General features: G+C 73.2%; 15 protein-coding genes. 2 read left to right on the forward strand and 13 right to left on the reverse strand.

The window, feature by feature from the left end; translation table 11 throughout:
• Position 1: 1 nt before the first annotated feature.
• Entirely contained in the window at positions 2–805 is an 804-nt protein-coding gene (locus tag CR162_RS08100; RefSeq protein ID WP_099095036.1) for an SDR family NAD(P)-dependent oxidoreductase, read from the reverse strand.
• A complete protein-coding gene (locus tag CR162_RS08105) occupies positions 802–2,040 on the reverse strand; it encodes an acyl-CoA dehydrogenase family protein (RefSeq protein ID WP_099095037.1) in 1,239 nt (412 codons plus the stop codon). Before CR162_RS08105 ends, CR162_RS08100 begins: the two co-directional genes overlap by 4 nt.
• Positions 2,041–2,150: 110 nt before the next feature.
• Here CR162_RS08105 and CR162_RS08110 point away from each other — a divergent pair, with 110 nt between their 5' ends.
• A complete protein-coding gene (locus tag CR162_RS08110; protein ID WP_099095038.1) occupies positions 2,151–3,182 on the forward strand; it encodes an NADPH:quinone oxidoreductase family protein in 1,032 nt (343 codons plus the stop codon).
• On the opposite strand, the gene CR162_RS08115 is transcribed toward CR162_RS08110, so the two are convergent.
• From CR162_RS08115 to CR162_RS08150, 8 genes are all read right to left on the reverse strand, one after another.
• Positions 3,130–5,316, reverse strand: coding sequence for an acetate--CoA ligase family protein (locus CR162_RS08115; RefSeq protein ID WP_099095039.1), 2,187 nt, complete (start codon positions 5,314–5,316; stop codon positions 3,130–3,132). The genes CR162_RS08110 and CR162_RS08115 overlap by 53 nt on opposite strands.
• Before the next feature lie 26 nt (positions 5,317–5,342).
• Positions 5,343–6,332, reverse strand: coding sequence for a tripartite tricarboxylate transporter substrate binding protein (locus tag CR162_RS08120; protein WP_099095040.1), 990 nt, complete (start codon positions 6,330–6,332; stop codon positions 5,343–5,345).
• 77 nt (positions 6,333–6,409) lie between these two features.
• On the reverse strand, positions 6,410–7,171 hold the full coding sequence (locus CR162_RS08125; protein WP_141563107.1) for a tyrosine-protein phosphatase: 762 nt from the start codon (positions 7,169–7,171) through the stop codon (positions 6,410–6,412).
• 14 nt (positions 7,172–7,185) lie between these two features.
• Positions 7,186–7,980, reverse strand: a complete 795-nt coding sequence (locus CR162_RS08130; protein ID WP_099095042.1) for a crotonase/enoyl-CoA hydratase family protein — start codon at positions 7,978–7,980, stop codon at positions 7,186–7,188.
• On the reverse strand, positions 7,977–9,020 hold the full coding sequence (locus CR162_RS08135) for an acyl-CoA dehydrogenase family protein (protein ID WP_099095043.1): 1,044 nt from the start codon (positions 9,018–9,020) through the stop codon (positions 7,977–7,979). Before CR162_RS08135 ends, CR162_RS08130 begins: the two co-directional genes overlap by 4 nt.
• A 13-nt stretch (positions 9,021–9,033) precedes the next feature.
• Positions 9,034–10,185: an acyl-CoA dehydrogenase family protein gene (locus CR162_RS08140; RefSeq protein WP_176559768.1), complete on the reverse strand. Its 1,152-nt coding sequence runs from the start codon at positions 10,183–10,185 to the stop codon at positions 9,034–9,036.
• A gap of 20 nt (positions 10,186–10,205) precedes the next feature.
• Positions 10,206–11,192, reverse strand: a complete 987-nt coding sequence (locus CR162_RS08145; protein WP_099095044.1) for a Bug family tripartite tricarboxylate transporter substrate binding protein — start codon at positions 11,190–11,192, stop codon at positions 10,206–10,208.
• Entirely contained in the window at positions 11,189–12,505 is a 1,317-nt protein-coding gene (locus tag CR162_RS08150) for a CaiB/BaiF CoA transferase family protein (protein WP_099095045.1), read from the reverse strand. The genes CR162_RS08145 and CR162_RS08150 overlap by 4 nt, the downstream gene beginning before the upstream one ends.
• A 160-nt stretch (positions 12,506–12,665) precedes the next feature.
• Here CR162_RS08150 and CR162_RS08155 point away from each other — a divergent pair, with 160 nt between their 5' ends.
• Complete coding sequence (locus CR162_RS08155; protein ID WP_099095046.1) at positions 12,666–13,460, forward strand: IclR family transcriptional regulator domain-containing protein; 795 nt, start codon at positions 12,666–12,668, stop codon at positions 13,458–13,460.
• Between the two features lie 21 nt (positions 13,461–13,481).
• Here CR162_RS08155 and CR162_RS08160 read toward each other — a convergent pair whose 3' ends face one another.
• The 3 genes from CR162_RS08160 to CR162_RS21985 form a co-directional block, all read right to left on the reverse strand.
• Positions 13,482–14,978, reverse strand: coding sequence for a lipopolysaccharide biosynthesis protein (locus tag CR162_RS08160; RefSeq protein ID WP_176559769.1), 1,497 nt, complete (start codon positions 14,976–14,978; stop codon positions 13,482–13,484).
• 152 nt (positions 14,979–15,130) lie between these two features.
• Positions 15,131–15,838: a sugar transferase gene (locus CR162_RS08165; protein ID WP_099095048.1), complete on the reverse strand. Its 708-nt coding sequence runs from the start codon at positions 15,836–15,838 to the stop codon at positions 15,131–15,133.
• Positions 15,835–16,107 (reverse strand): hypothetical protein, encoded by a 273-nt coding sequence (locus tag CR162_RS21985; protein WP_141563108.1) that lies wholly within the window; start codon positions 16,105–16,107, stop codon positions 15,835–15,837. Before CR162_RS21985 ends, CR162_RS08165 begins: the two co-directional genes overlap by 4 nt.
• Between the last annotated feature and the right edge of the window lie 152 nt (positions 16,108–16,259).

Consider the following 16,259-nt stretch of genomic DNA (forward strand, 5'->3'; position numbering starts at 1 on the left):
GTCAGTCCTCCTCGGACAGCGGCGGGCCGGCGACGATGCCGCCATCGATGACGATGGTCTGGCCGGTCATGAAGCTGCCGGCGGCCGAGGCCAGGAACACCGCGGCGCCGGCGATCTCGTCCGGCTCGCCGATGCGGCGGAGCGGCGTGTCCTTGGTGCGCTTGCGGTAGATCTCCGGGTTCTCCCACAGCGCGCGGGCGAAGTCGGTGCGCACCAGGCCGGGGGCGATGCAGTTGGCGCGCACGTTGCGCGGCCCCCATTCCACCGCGATGTTGCGCACGAGCTGCATGTCGGCCGCCTTGGAGATGGCGTAGCCGCCCAGCACCGGCGAGCCGCGCAGCCCGGCGATGGAGGAGACGACGATCACCGTGCCGCCGCCGCGCTCCGCCATCCCTGGCATCACCATGTGCGCCAGCCACAGGTTGGAGCGGACGTTGGAGCCCATGATCTTGTCGAACGCCTCGTCCGGCATGTCGATGGCCGGGCCGAAATAGGGGTTCACCGCCGCGTTGCAGACCAGCGTGTCGACGCGGCCCCAGCGCGCCATGGTGGCATCGACCAGCGATTGCAGCTCCGGCTTGCGGCCGATGTTGCAGGCATGGGCGAAGGCCTCGCCGCCGCGCGCGGCGATGCCGTCCACCACCTCCTGGCAGGCATCGAGCTTGCGCGAGGAGACGACGACCCTCGCCCCCTGCTGCGCCATGCGCTCGGCGATGGCGCGGCCGATGCCGCGCGAGGCGCCGGTGACGATCGCCACCTGCCCCGACAGGTCGAACAGCGAGCGGTCCGCTGTGGTGGTGCTCATACGGATTCCCCCGGGCGGGCGTTGCGCGGCGCGCGGTACTTGTTCAGCTCCATGCGGCCGAGCTGGAACTTGTGCACCTCGTCAGGTCCGTCGACGATGCGCAGCGTGCGGGCGATCTTGTACATGTAGGCGAGCTCGAAATCCTCCGTGACGCCGGCCGCGCCATGCGCCTGGATCGCCCAGTCGATCACCTGGCAGGCCATGTCCGGCGCCGCCACCTTGATCTCGGCGATCTCGGTGCGCGCCACCTTGTTGCCCACCGTGTCCATCCGCCACGCCGCGTGCAGCGTCAGCAGGCGGCACTGGTCGATCAGGATGCGCGACTGCGCGATGCGGTCGATGATCACGCCCTGGTCGGCCAGCGGCTTGCCGAAGGGGCGGCGCTCCAGCGAGCGGCGGCACATCATCTCCAGCGCCCGCTCGGCCAGCCCGATGGCGCGCATGCAGTGGTGGATGCGCCCCGGCCCGAGCCGCCCCTGCGCGATCTCGAAGCCGCGCCCCTCGCCCAGCAGGATGTTGCCCACCGGCACGCGCACGTCCTCGAACAGGATCTCGGCATGGCCGTGCGGCGCGTCGTCGAAGCCGAAGACGGGCAGCATGCGCTTGATGGTGACGCCCGGCGTGTCGCGCGGCACCAGGATCATCGACTGCTGCCTGTGCTTCTCCGCGTCCGGGTCGGTCTTGCCCATGACGATGAAGATGGCGCAGCGCGGGTCGCCCGCGCCGGAGGACCACCACTTGCGCCCGTTGATGACGTAGTGGTCGCCGTCGCGCGCGATGCGGGTCTGGATGTTGGTGGCGTCCGAGGAGGCGACGTCCGGCTCCGTCATGGCGAAGCAGGAGCGGATCTCGCCGGCCAGCAGCGGCTTCAGCCAGCGCTCCTTGTGCTCCTCGGTGCCGTAGCGCTCCAGCGTCTCCATGTTGCCGGTGTCGGGCGCGGAGCAGTTGAACACCTCGCTCGCCCACGGGTAGCGGCCCATGATCTCGGCCAGCGGCGCGTATTCGAGGTTGGTGAGGCCGGCGCCATGGCCGGATTCCGGCAGGAACAGGTTCCACAGCCCCGCCTCGCGGGCCTTGGGCTTCAGCGCCTCGGTGATCGGCACCGGCTGCCAGCGATCGGTCATCGCGGCCTGCTGCGCGTGGTGCAGATGGTCGTTCGGCGCGATGTGCTCGTCCACGAAAGCCAGCAGCCGCTCCCGCAGCGCCGTCACCTTCGGCGAGTGACTGAAATCCATCCGTTCCTCTCCGTCTCGTCGTTCAAGTCATGCGGTATGGCGCGCAGGCTTGCGCGGATGGCGCCGCGTGTCCAGGCTGGGCGGCAAGATATCCCGGGAGGACGCCGCCGATGAAAGCCATGCTCTGCCACGCCTACGGCCCGCCTTCCGGCCTGCGCGCGGGGGAACTGCCGGAGCCCGCGCCCGGCCCCGGCGAGGTGCTGCTGCGCGTCGATGCCTGCGGCGTGAACTTCCCCGACCTGCTGCTGGTCGAGGGGCGCTACCAGCAGAAGCCGCCCCTGCCCTTCGCGCCCGGCGGCGAGGTGTTCGGCACCGTGGCGGCGCTGGGCGAGGGCGTGTCCGGCCCGCCTGTCGGCAGCCGCGCGGCGGCGCTGATCACCTGGGGCGGCTTCGCCGAGGCGGTGGCCATCGAGGCGGCGCGCATCGTGCCGGTGCCGGAGGGCGTGGCGCCGGAGGCGGCGGCCTCGGTCTGCCTCGCCTATGGCACGGTGCTGCACGCGCTGCGCGACCGCGGGGCGCTGCGCGCGGGCGAGACGCTGCTGGTGCTGGGTGCCGCCGGCGGCACCGGCATGGCGGCCATCCAGATCGGCCGGCTGCTCGGCGCCCGCGTCATCGCCGCCGCCTCCACCGAGGAGAAGCGCCGCGCCTGCCTGGAGCAGGGCGCCGAGGCCGCCATCGACTACACCGCCGAAGGGTGGCGCGACGCGCTGAAGCGCCTCACCGGCGGCCGCGGCGTGGACGTGGTGTTCGACCCCGTGGGCGGCGCGCAGGCCGAGCCGGCGCTGCGCTCCATGGCCTGGCGCGGCCGCTACCTGGTGGTGGGCTTCGCCGCCGGCGAGATCCCGCGCCTGCCCTTCAACCTCGCGCTGCTGAAGGGCTGCGCCATTGTCGGCGTGTTCTACGGCGAGTTCGCGCGGCGCGAGCCGGAGGCCAACCGCGCCCTGCTGGCCGAGCTGTTCGCCTGGGTGGCGGAAGGGCGGCTCGCGCCGCATGTTTCCGCCACCTACCCGCTGGAGCAGGCCGCGGCCGCGCTGGAGGCGCTCGCCGCGCGGCAGGCCACCGGCAAGCTGGTGCTGCTGACGCACGCGGCTACGCCGCCGGCCGGTCACCCGGCTGCGCCGCCGGGGGGCGCAGCGCGATAAGCGCGTCCACCGCGAGCTGGCGCGTGCCGTTGCAGATCACCGGGTTGACGTCGATCTCGGCGATGCGCCCGGCATGGTCCGCCGCCAGCTCCGAGACGCGCTGCACGATCCCGGCCAGCGTATCGAGATCCACCGCCGGCAGGTTGCGGAAGCCCTCCAGCAGCTTCGCGCCCTTCAGCCGCCCCAGCATCGCCCGCGCCTCCGCGTGGCCCACGGGGGCGAGCGCCACGGCGCTGTCGCGCAGCAGCTCCACCAGGATGCCGCCCAGTCCCACCAGCACGGTGGGGCCGAAGAGCGGGTCGCGCGTCGCGCCCACCACCATCTCGATGCCGGCGGGCACCATGGGCTGCACCAGCACGCCGTTGATGCGGGCCCGCGGCGCGGCGCGGGCGGCGTTCTCCGTCACCGCCGCATAGGCCGCGCGCACGGCCTCCGCGTCGCGCAGGCCGAGGCGGATCACGCCGGCCTCGGTCTTGTGCGGCAGGTCGGGGGATTCGACCTTCAGCACCACCGGATAGCCGGCCGCCCCGGCGGCGGCGACGGCGGCCTCGGCGTCGTTCACCAGCGTCTCGGCCACCACGGGGATGCCATAGGCGGCGAGCACCGCCTTGCTCTCGCGCTCGGTCAGCACGGCGCCGCGCGCACGGTCCAGCAGCGCCGCCACGGCCTCGGCGGCGCCGGCGGGCGCGGCGCGGCGCCGCTCCGGCCTGCCCGCCTGCCGCAGCGCCGCCCGCGCCTGCCAGGCGCCGATCGCCGCCATGCAGCGGTCCATGGAGCGGAACAGCGCCACATGCGGCAGCGCCTCCGCTTCCCGCGCGCCGGGGCCTTCCAGGTACTGGCTGGTCCAGACCACGCAGGCGGGCTTGCCATGCTCGGCCGCCAGCGCGTCCAGCATGGCGAAGCGGGGCGTCGCGGTGTCGTAGGCATAGCCATTGGGCAGGATCAGCGTGCCGAAGGCGGGATCGGCCAGCAGCGCGCCGGCGCAGGCGCGCAGCGATTCCGGGTCGGTCAGCACCTGCGCCGTCACGTCGCAGGGGTTGCGGGCGGAGCCGAACTCCGGGATGCGCGCCTCCAGCACGGCGCGCGCCTCGGCGCCCGGCTGCGGCATGGCGATGCCGCGCGCCTCCGCCCGGTCCGCCGCCATGATGGCCGAGCCGCCGGAGGTGGACACCACCGCCACCCCCGCGGCCCTGGGCGCCGGCGCCTTGGCCAGGAAGCTCGCCAGCTCCAGCAGCCCCTCATACTGCTCGGCCATCACCGCGCCGCAGCGCGCGAAGGCGGCGCGGTAGGCGGCGTCCGAGCCCGCCAGCGAGCCGGTGTGGGACAGCGCCGCCTCCGCGCCGCTCGCGCCCGTGGCCAGCTTGTGCACCACCAGCGGCTTGTCGCTGGCCCAGGCCAGCTCGGCCGCCTCCAGCAGCCGGCGCGGGTCGGACATGCCCTCGAACAGCAGGGAGATGGCCGAGCAGGCCGGGTCCTCCGCCAGCGCCGCCACGTAGTCGGCGACATCGACATCGGCCGAATTGCCGCAGGTGAGGATGCGGCCGATGGCCGCCCCCGCCTCGGTGGACTGGGCCAGCGCGAAGCCGAGGTTGCCCGACTGGCTGACGATGCCGATGGCAGGCCCGGACAGCGGCCGCCAGGGCCTCGGCACCGTCATGAAGCTGGCGCCGGCGCCGCTGGCATAGTCCACCAGCCCGAGGCAGTTGGGCCCGACCAGCCGCACCCCGCCCTCCCGCGCCCGCGCCACCAGCCGCGCCTGCAGCGCCACGCGCTCCGGCCGCGCCGTTTCGGCGAAGCCGGCCGCGTAGAGCACCAGCGCGCCGGCGCCGAGCGCCACGCACTCCTCCAGCACCGCCTCCGCCGCCTCCATCGGCGTCGCGGCCACCACCAGGTCCGGCACCTCCGGCAGCGCCGAGAGGCTGGGGTGGCAGGGCCGCTCGCCCAGCCGGTCGTAGCGCGCGTTCACCAGGTGCAGCCGGCCGGCGAAGCCCGACAGGTGGTGCACCGTGCGCTCGCCGAAGGAGCCCTGGCGGGCCGAGGCGCCGACCACGGCGATGCTCCCGGGGGAGAGCAGCCGGCGCAGCTCGGCGGCGCGGTAGAGCGGGCGGGAGGCGGGGATGTGGGTGTCGGGCATGTTGTCCAGGCTCTGGCGGGCAGGCTCTAGCGGGGCGCCGTGGCGGCGAGGCGCTGCACCAGCGGCCGCCAGCGCTCCATCTCGGTTCTCAGGAAGGTGGCGAAGTCCTCGGGCGAGCCGCCGGCGACGTACTGGCCCTCGGACAGCAGCCGGTCGCGCAGCTCGGGCGCCTCCATCGCCTTGAGCGCGGCGGCGTTCAGCGCCACCACCGCCTCGGGCGGCGTGTGCGCGGGCGCGAGCAGGCCGAACCAGGTCTGCGCCACCATGTTCGGCCCGAACTCGGAGAAGTTCGGGATGTCGGGCGTCACGGCCAGCCGCTGCTCGCCGGTCCAGCCGATGATGTGGGCGCGGCCCGAGCGGTGCGCGGCGAGGCCGGAGCTGCCGCCCACCACGATGGCGTCCAGCGTGCCGGCCAGCAGGTCGGTGAGCTGCTGCGCGTCGCCCCGGTAGGTCACCTCGGTGAGGCGGATGCCCATCCCCTCGAAGGCGACGATGGCGGCGATGTTGTTGAAGCTGGTCGGGCCGTTGGAGCCGTAGTTCAGCCGGCCCGGCTGCTTCTTCACCAGCTCGACGAATTCGGGGATGGTCTTGGGCAGCCCGCTCTTCACCGCGACCGCGAAGGGCAGCTTGGAGACCAGCACGACCGGCGAGAAGTCCTCGGGCTTGTAGGGCAGCTTGTCCGGCAGCAGCGGGTTCAGCGTCAGCGTGGTGCCGGAGGACATCAGCAGCGTGTGCCCGTCCGGCGCCGCGCGGGCCACCGCCTCGGCGCCGAGGATGGTTTGCGCGCCAGGCTTGTTCTCGACGATCACCGGCTGCCCCAGGATGGGCGCCATCCGGTCCGCCATGGTGCGCGCCGCGACGTCGGTCGCGCCGCCGGGCGGGAACGGGACCACGATGGTCACCGGCCGCGCCGGAAAGGCCGCCGCCCGCGCCGGGCCGGGCCGGGCGCCGAGGCCGGCGGCGGCGCCCGTGGCGGCCAGGGCGGTGGCCGCTCGCAGAATGCTACGTCTCTCCATTGTCTTCCCTCCTCCTGCCGCGTCCGCTCATTCAGGCGGCGGGCGCTGGCTGCGATCGGTCCGGCGGTTCCCCGCCGCTATTCCAGCAGGGCGTCGCGCAGCGCGGCGAGCCGCGCCGCGTCCAGCCCCAGCGCGGCCTCCATGAAGGCCTCCGCGTCGGCATGGCCCCGCAGCGCCGTGTCCAGCGCCGCTTCCAGCAGCGGGGCATGGGCGCGCTTCAGCGCCTCGGAAACGGCGGGCGGCGTTCCGGGCGGCAGCGCCGCGCGGCCTTCCCAGAAGCGGTTGGTGGCCAGGTAGTCCTCGATGACGACCGCACGCGGCACGCCGAGCGCGGTCAGCAGCAGCGCGGCGCCGAAGCCGGTGCGGTCCTTGCCGGCCGAGCAGTGGAACACCAGCGGCAGCCGCTCCGGCCGGGACAGCAGGCCGAGCAGCGCGCGGTATTGCGGCAGCTTGCTGGTGGCATAGGCCTGGTAGGCCTGCCCGAGCAGCGACACCACGTCCTCGCCCGTGGCCTCGGCGCGCTCCAGGATGTCGCGCAGCGCGGCGCCGACGGTGGGCTCGATCGGCAGCGAGACCACCTCCGGCGCCGGCTCCGGCAGGCGGGAGGGGGCGCGCTCGCGCTCCTTCTCGCCGCGCAGGTCGCAGACGGTGCGCAGGCCGAGCCGGCCCAGCGTCACCAGATCCGCATCCGTCAGCGCGCCGAGCGCGGCCGCGCGGAACACCAGCCCGAAGCGCACCCGCCGGCCATCGGCGGCGCGGTAGCCGCCGAGGTCGCGCAGGTTGGTGCAGCCTTCCAGCGCCACGCGGCGCGGCAGCGCCTCAGCGGCGGCGGAGGGCATGGCGCGCTCCACGCTCAGCGGCCCTGGAACACGGCCGGCCGCTTCTCGAACCAGGATTGCAGCGCCTCGTGGTGGTCCTGCGTGCTGTGCGCCAGCGCCTGGTAGGCGGCGGACAGCTCCAGCAGCGAGCCAAGGCTCATGTGCTGCCCCTCGCGCAGCAGGCGCTTGGTCAGGCGCAGCACCTGCGGCGGGTTGCGGGCGATGCGGGCCGCGAGCGAGCGCGCCTCCTCGATGAGCTGATCGTCCGGCACCACGCGGGAGATCAGCCCGCAGGCCAGCGCGGCCCTGGCGTCCAGCCGGTCGCCGGTGAAGGCCATCTCGGCGGCCTTGGACTGGCCCACCGCGCGCGGCAGCAGCCAGGCCCCGCCATCGCCCGGCACGATGCCGACGCTGACGAAGCTCTCGGCATAGGAGGAGCTTTCCGCGCCGATGCGGATGTCGCACATGCAGGCGAGGTCGAGCCCCGCGCCGATCGCCGGGCCGTTCACCGCGGCGATGGTGGGAACCTCGAGCTCGTAGAGCGCCAGCGGGATCTTCTGGATGCCGCGGCGGTAGCTGTCGCGGATCTCGGCGGGCGGCATGCCGTAGCGGTCGCGCATCGCCTTGAGGTCGCCGCCCGCGGAGAAGGCGCTGCCGGCGCCGGTCAGGATCACCGCGCGCACGTCCCGCTCGGCGGCGATCCAGGCGCAGGCCTCGGTGAAGGCCTCCGTGCTGCCGCCCTCGATGGACAGCGCGTTGCGCTTCTCGGGCATGTTCATCGTCAGGGTGACGATGGGGCCATCGCGGGCGATGGTCAGGAAGTCGTTCAAGGCGTCGTCTCCTCAGCCGGCCGGTTTTCTGCAAGCGGGGGGGCGAGCCGCGCGCGCACGAAGGCCAGGGACTGGGCCTCCGCGCCGCGCAGGAACTCGGCGCCCAGCCAGGCATTCCAGTGGCTCTCGGCTCCGAAGCGCAGCCTGCCCCGGTGCAGCAGCCCGGTCCAGAGATGCAGGTCCACCTCGGCGGTGATGCCCATGGCGCCATGCACCGCGTGCGCGATGCCGGCGACGCGCGAGGCCGCCTCGCCGATACGTGCCTTGGCGGCGGCGATGCGCGCGGTGTCGAGCCCCGCAACACCCGTCCCGCCCTCCCCCGGCAGGGATGCGAGCTGCGCCGCGATGCGGGCGGCGAACACGTCCTCCGTCATCACGCTGATCTGCTGCTGCACCGCCTGGAAGGCGGCGATGGCGCGGCCGAACTGGCGGCGCTCGGTGGCGTAGCGCACCGTCTCCTCCAGGATGCGCTCCATCGCGCCGGCCATGGCAGCGAGCGTGGCCCAGGCGCCGGCGGCCATCCAGTCGGCCTCCGGCAGGGTGGGCGCGTTGCCGGCCGAGGCCCAGCGCAGCACCGTGCCATAGGGCGAGGCGTCGTCCCGCTCCGCTTCGGCCACCGGCAGCAGGCGCGCCCCGCCCGGCCGCGGCAGCAGCACCCATTCGGCGGCGCCATGGGCCGCGACCCGGCCGCGCAGCGCCTCCCCCGGCAGCGCCTCGGCCAGGGCGATGGCGCCGGAGGGCACGGCCATGCCGGCGCGGGCCAGCGCGGCGCGGGCCAGCATGGTCCCGCCGAGCGGCAGCGGCGCGGCGGCGCGGCCGGCGGCCAGCAGCACGGGCAGCGCGTCGGCGGGGCCGAGCCCGGCGCCGCCCGCCTCCTCCGGCACCAGCGCGTCGGCGAAGCCCGCCTCCTCCACCGCCGACCAGAGCACGCCGGCCGGGCCGCCGCCGAGGATGGCGCGCACCGCGGCGGGCGTGGCGTGGCGGGCGAAGAGTTCGGCGGCGGATTGCGCCAGCAGGTCGTCGGTCACAACGGCGTCCATCAGCCCCCTCCTCTCACCGTAGCCCCATGCCGCGCGCGATCATGCCGCGCAGGATTTCCCGCGTGCCGCCGCGCAGCGAATAGGAAGGCGCCATGGCGCTGGTATAGGCCAGGGTGCGCAGCAGCGCGGCGGGCGGCTCGCGCGCCGGGTCGGCGCCCAGCCGGTCCTCCAGCAGGGCCGGGATGGCCTGCTCGAACTCGGTGCCGAGATCCTTCACCAGCGCCGCCTCCACCACCGGGCTCTCGCCCCGCACCAGCCGGTCCGTCACGGCCACCGACATGGCGCGCAGCACGGCGAGGTGGCCGAGCAGCCGGCCCAGCAGCGCGGTGGACTGCGCGTCCGCCGCGCCCTCGGCGCGCAGCCAGCCGATCCACGCGTCGAGCAGCACCACAGAGGACAGCACGCGCTCCGGCCCGCTGCGCTCGAAGGCCAGCTCGGCGTTCACCTGCGCCCAGCCCCCGCCCTCCTCGCCGATCAGCGCGTCCTCCGGCAGCAGCACGTCGCGGAACACCACCTCGGAGAAATGCGCGTCCCCCGCCAGGTCGCGGATCGGGCTGATCGTCACGCCGGGGAGCGACAGGTCGATGATGAACTGCGACAGCCCCTTGTGCCGGTCCTGCGCGGTGCCGGAGCTGCGCACCAGCGCGATCATGTAGTGCGAGTGGTGCGCGTTGGTGGTCCAGATCTTGGCGCCGTTCAGCCGCCAGCCGCCCTCCTCGCGCACCGCGCGGGTGGAGACGCTGGCGAGGTCCGAGCCCGTGTCCGGCTCGCTCATGCCGATGCAGAAGAAGCTCTCGCCGCGGCAGATGCGCGGCAGGTGGAAGCGCCGCTGCGCCTCGGTGCCGAAGCGCAGGATCAGCGGCCCGCTCTGCCGGTCGGCGATCCAGTGGGCCGAGACGGGGGCGCCGGCGGCGAGCAGCTCCTCCACCAGCACGTAGCGGGCGAAGGGGCCGAGCCCGGCGCCGCCATACTCCTTGGGGAAGGTGAGGCCGAGCCAGCCCTTCGCGGCGAGCGCGCGGCTGAAGCCGGCATCGAACCCCATCCAGGAGCGGGCGCGGATCTCGGGCGGGATCCCCGGCACGTGCTCGGCCAGGAAGGCGCGGATGGCCGGGCGCAGCGCCTCGTCGGCGGCGGGAATGGTGGAAAGCGGCAGGGCGGTCAGCATGTGTTCTCGGTCTCCTCCGCTCAGTCCAGCCGCACGCCGCTGTCGGCGATGACCCTGGCCCAGCGCGCGGTCTCGGCGCGCAGGTAGTCGCCATAGGCTTCCGGCGTGCCGCCCAGCGGCTCGGTGCCCTGCTCGGCCAGGCGCGCGCGCACATCGGCATCCGCAAGCGCCGCCATGACGGCGGCGTTCAGCCGCGCGACCACGGCGTCCGGCGTGCGCGCCGGCACCATCATCCCCTGCCAGGCGCCGACCTCGAAGCCCGGGATCAGCGCCTCCGCCACGGTGGGCACCTCGGGCAGCGGCGCGATGCGGCGCGGGCTGGTGACGGCGAGCGCCCGCAGCCGGCCGTCGCGGATCAGCGGCAGGGCGGAGTTCACCGTGTCGGTGAGGAACTGCACGCGGCCGGCGGCGGCGTCGAGCAGCGCCGGCGCGCTGCCGCGATAGGGCGAGTGGACCGCCTCCAGCCCCTGGTCGCGCAGCAGCAGGAAGGCGCCGAGATGGGTGACGTTGCCGTTGCCCGCCGAGCCATAGGTGAGCTGGCCGGGCCGCGCCTTCAGGTGGGCCACGAAGCCGGCGACGTCGCGCACCGGCAGCTCGGCGTTCACCGCCAGCACCAGCGGGATGGTGGCGGTCAGCGCCACCGGGCGCAGGTCGCGCAGCGCGTCATAGGGCAGCCGGGTGTAGAGCGCCGGGCTGAGGGCGATGGAGGAGGTGTTGTAGAGCACGGTGTGGCCGTCCGGCTCCGCCTTGGCCACGGCGTCGTTGCCGATGTTGCCGTTGGCGCCGGGGCGGTTCTCCGCCACCACCGGCTGGCCCAGCTCCCGCCCCATGCGCTCGGCCAGCACGCGGGCGACGATGTCGGTCGGGCCGCCGGGCGGAAAGGGGATGATCAGGCGGATGGGGCGCTGCGGCCAGGATTGCGCGCGGGCGGCGGCGCCCGCCAGCAGCACCGGCAGCGCCGTGGCGGCGAGCAGGGCGCGGCGGCCGAGGGCGTTGGAACGGGTCATGCCGGCAGCTCCGCATCCTGGCGGGCGGCGCGGGGCGCCGCGCATTGCACCACCCCCGCCGCCGCCAGCCGCGCGATCTCCTCCGTCGCCAGCCCCAGCGTCTCCGCCAGCACGGCCTCCGTGTCCTGGCCCAGCCAGGGCGGCGCCTGCCGGTAGCTGGCCGGCGTGCGGGAGAACCGGCCGGGATAGCCGATCACGGTGAGCGGCGTGCCGTCGGCGCGGCGCATCGATTGCAGCAGGCCGCGCGCCGCCACCTGCGGGTCGGCCAGCACCTGGTCGATGGTGTTGATCGGGCCGCCGGGCACGCCCGCCTCGGCCATGGCCGCCAGCAGGTCGGCCGCCTTCCAGGGCGCGATGGCGCGGGCCAGCGCCAGCTCCACCGCGCGGCGCTCCTGGGCGCGGCCGGAATTGGTGGCGAAGCGCGGGTCCTCGGCCATCTCGTGCAGCCCGAGCATCCGGCACAGGGCGCGGAACTGCCCGTCATTGCCGCAGGCGACGATGATGTAGTCGTCCGCCGCGGCGAAGTCCCGGTAGGGCACCACGTTGGGGTGGTCGTTGCCGAGGCGCCGCGGGACCACGCCGCCCACCAGGTAGTTCATCCCCTGGTTCACCAGCAGGGCGAGCTGGCTGTCCAGCAGCGCGCAGTCGATGTGCTGGCCCTGGCCGCTCCGGTCGCGCTCGCGCAGCGCGGCGAGGATGGAGATGGTGGCGTAGAGGCCGGTGAAGAGGTCGCTCACCGGCAGCCCGACCTTCATCGGGCCGGCGCCCTCCACCCCGTCCGGGCGGCCGGTGATGCTCATCAGCCCGCTCATGCCCTGGATCAGGAAGTCGTAGCCGCCGCGCGCGGCATAGGGGCCGGTGTGGCCGAAGCCGGTGATGGAGCAATAGACCAGCCGGGGATTGGCGGCGCAGAGCGTGGCCTTGTCCAGCCCGTACTTCTCCAGCCCGCCGGTGCGGAAGTTCTCGACCAGCACGTCGGCCTGCTCCGCGAGGCGGCGCACCAGCGCGGCGCCCTCGGGCCGCGCGAAGTCGATGGCGAGGGACTGCTTGTTGCGGTTGGCGCAGAGGTAGTAGGCGGCGTCCGGCCGCTCGGAGCCGTCCTCCAGGAAGGGCGGGCCCCAGCGGCGGGTGTCGTCGCCGCCGCCGGGCTGCTCCACCTTCAGCACCTCGGCACCCAGATCGCCCAGGATCTGCGTGGCCCAGGGCGCGGCCAGCACGCGGGAAAGGTCCAGCACCTTCAGCCCGGCCAGCGGGCCGGGCCGGGCGTGGCTTTCCTCCGTCGCGGGGCATTGCGCGGGCGCGGGGTGGCGCATGCGGCCTTCTCCTCCCTGGGCTCCGGCGGCCTGCTCAAGCGGCCGCTCGCGTTGTTTCATTGTTTGAAATGACGTTTCATTGGGAGTATGGCATGCTCCACACGGGCCGTGAACCAGGAATTCGCGCCCTCCGGAATTTGCAGGGAGAGACGGCCGGGCCATGCCTTCCTACGAGCCTGTCACCGCCGTGCTGCGCGGGCTGGAGGTGCTGCGGGCGGTGAACCACCTGCGCAGCGCCACGGTGCGCGAGATCCACGAGGCCACGGGGCTGAACCAGCCCACCGTGGTGCGGATGCTGGAAACGCTGATCCATGCCGGCTTCGTGGCGCGCCAGCCGAGCCAGCCGCGTTACATGCCCACCGGCCGGACGCTGGAGCTGAGCGCCGGCTATGAGCTGCAGCGCGAGGTGGGCTTGGCCGCCACGCCGGTGATGACGCGGCTGCGGCGCGGCATCGGCTGGCCGTCCGACATCGGCGTGTTCGACGGCGACGCCATGGTGGTGGTGCACACCAGCCGCGGCGAGGGCGGGCGCTTCCTGTTCGAGCGCCGCCCGGGCTTCCGGGCGCCGATCCTGGCGACCTCGCTGGGCCTCGCCTTCCTGGCGCATTGCAGCGAGGAGGACCGGCGCCAGGCGCTGGAGCGCAGCGCCCGCCTGCCGGAGCCCTGGAACGACCTCGCCCGGCAGCCCGAGGCGCTGGCCGCGCGGCTCGCGCGCATCCGCGCCGATGGCTATGCCGGGATGGACGATGCCTATTCGGCCCGGGACTATGGCGGGCTGGCCAGCGCCATCGGCGTGCCGGTGCTGGAAGGCGGCGTGGCCATCGCCGCGCTCAACCTGATGTATCTGCGCGACGCGATCGACCAGGAGAAGGTGGTGCGCAAGCTGCTGCCGGTGCTGCAGGAGGCGGCGCGGGAGCTGGGCGCGGCGCTCGGCGGGCTGAAGCGGCCCGGCTGAGGGCCGCCGCCGCCCGCCCCCTCAGGCGCCGGCCCGCGCCCCGTCCGGGCGGCGCAGCCCGGGCAGGTGCGCCCGCAGGTGGTCGCTCGCCAGCACGGCCGCGGCGAGCGCCAGCCCCGAGGCGCCGACCGCGACGGCGAGCCGGGTCAGCAGCGGCAGGCTTTCCGGCGTCACCGCCCGCACCAGCGCATAGGCGGCGGCCACCGCCAGGAGCTGCGGCAGCACGCTGCCGCGCAGCCACCTCCCCGCCAGCCCCTTCAGGCGGTTGCGGAAGGCCGTTGCGGTGAAGATGGCGAAGGCCAGGCCATTGGCGCCGATCAGGCACAGCGCCGGCAGGATGACGCCGTAGCGCGGCGTCAGCAGCAGGATGGCCGGCAGGTAGAGCGCGCCGGTGACGAGGTTGGACTTGAGCGCCGTGGCCGGGTCGCCCTCGGCCATCTGCAGGGCGTGGGAAGGGCGGCAAAGGCCGCTCAGCGCATAGGCCACGGCCAGCGCCGCCAGCACGGGCGCGAAGTCGCGCGCCGCGTCCGGCCGGCCGCTGACCAGCTCGATGAAGGCGCCGCCGAAGAACACCAGCGCGCCCGCCGCCGTCAGCATCAGCACGAAGGTGGCCTGCGAGGCGGTGAAGAACAGCACGCGCAGCTCCTGGACGCGCTCGCCGCGCACATGGGCCGACATGCGCGGAAAGGCGGCGGTGATCAGCGGCGTGGTCAGCCGCACCATGGCCGAGCACATGGTGGAGACGAGCGAATAGGTGCCGAAGACGGAAAGCGGCAGCATGGCGCTGACAACAAGGGAGTCCGCGATCTGCACGAAGGTGCCCGTGGCGGCGGAGGCCATGTTGGTGCCGGCGAAGGCCATGGTCTGGCCGATGGTGGCCATCTCCGGCCGGCGCGGCCGGAACGCGCCCGGCACCACCCGCCCCACCGCCAGCGCGAAGCTGCCCGTCTCGACGACGCTGGCCGCGATCTGGCTCCAGAAGAAGGCGTGCGCGCTGGGCTCGACCGCCAGCGCGCCGAGGCCCAGCACCAGGCGCAGCATGCCGGTGGAGGCGAGCAGCAGGTTGCAGGTGACCTGCCGCTCCAGCCCCTCCAGCGTGGCCTGGAACACGCCGCGCAGCCGCTGGATGCCGATGGCCACCCCCATCAGCACGAGGCTGGAGGCCACATAGGAGGTCTCGATGTTCTGCGGCTTCAGCCAGTGCGTGGCGAGCAGCCCCGAGCCCGCCCAGACGGCGAGGATGAGCGCCAGGGCGAGCGCCAGGTAGATCAGCAGGAAGCTGAACACCAGCGAGCCGGTGCCGGCGGCGTCCTCCACCTGCTGGCGCGCCACGGCGCGCGTCGCGGTCTGGCCGAGGCCCGCGTCGAAGATGGCGGCCGCCGTCATCATCACGGTGAAGAAGCCGATCAGCCCGTACTGCTCGGCGCCGGCGAGGCGGTAGCCGCCGAAGGCCAGCCCGGCCTGCACCGCGATGGAAACCGCCATGCCAACCAGGTTGGCCAGGACGTTGCGAGCCATCATGTTCGTCGTCGGACCTTGTCTGCGCAAAAGGGAATGACCGTCCTGGGCAGCCGCCCACCGGATGGGCGGGGCGCCTCAACGAAAAATGGCTTCGCCCTGTCGCGAAGCCATCTCCGAAGCCTTGCCCTTCCGGTGCGGCCGTCCGGACCTCAATAGGCGCCGCGGCTGAGCAGCACGGCCGGAACCGTCTTCACCAGGATCTTCAGGTCGCCCCAGAAGGAGAACTCGCGGACATAGCGGCAATCCAGCGAGACGCGCTCGCCATAGCTGGTGTCGCTGCGGCCGCTGATCTGCCACAGGCCGGTGATGCCGGGGCGCACCATCAGGTAGCTGGACGCGGCCACGCCGTAATGCTGGTCCAGCTCCTCCTGCACCACGGGGCGGGGGCCCACCAGGCTCATCTCGCCGCGCAGCACGTTGATGAGCTGCGGCAGCTCGTCGAGGCTGGTGGCGCGCAGGAAGCGGCCGATGCGGGTGACGCGGGGGTCGCGCGGCAGCTTGCGGGTGGTGGCCCAGAGGCGCGCCGCCTCGGGGTCGTTCTGCAGGAGCTGCGCCAGCACCTCGGCGGCGTTGGGCATCATGCTGCGGAACTTCAGGCAGCGGAAGCTCCGGCCGCCGCGCCCGATGCGCGCATGGCCGAAGATGGCCGGCCCGCCATCGGCCGCCACGATGGCCATGACGATCAGGAAGAGAGGTGCCAGCACCACCAGGGCCATGCCAGAAGCCAAAATATCCAGCGACCGCTTGGCAGCATGATGCCAGGAATTGTTCTTGCCCTTCGCGATCCCGTACACGGAAGCGTCCAGGGGGGAAGACTTGTCGAGCTGGATATTATTTGGCCAATTTGCATGGGTCATGGGGCAACTCCGATTACATCTGGCCGGGAAATTATCCGTCTTTGATTGTCTAAAAATACACAAATTGGTTGGTTAAGATAGAATGTTTTTGAAAAACCGAGCGGCGGGCTTTTCAACTGTCTGTGTTTACAGCCAGTAAATCTCATGAGTTGCACTTCAGGAACACCGCAACCATCAGTTGTGTCTTTTGATCCACCGGTCTTCCTCTTGCGCATCTGCCGCAAACTCGCCTTTTCGGCGATCAGCATCTTTGTGGTGCGATGCAGCATCAGTATGGAGCCTTGAGGAGACGGAAGCAAATTCCTGCGCCCGCGCTCAGTTTCATAAATAATGCGAAAATATTGAGGCGGACTGGTGGCGCGCCCTGAAAAAAGCCGCCGCCGGCTGGGAGCCGGCGGCGTCGCCGCGGAACAGAGGGGCC

This window comes from Teichococcus rhizosphaerae (assembly GCF_002631185.1).
Taxonomy (GTDB): Bacteria; Pseudomonadota; Alphaproteobacteria; order Acetobacterales; family Acetobacteraceae; genus Pseudoroseomonas; species Pseudoroseomonas rhizosphaerae.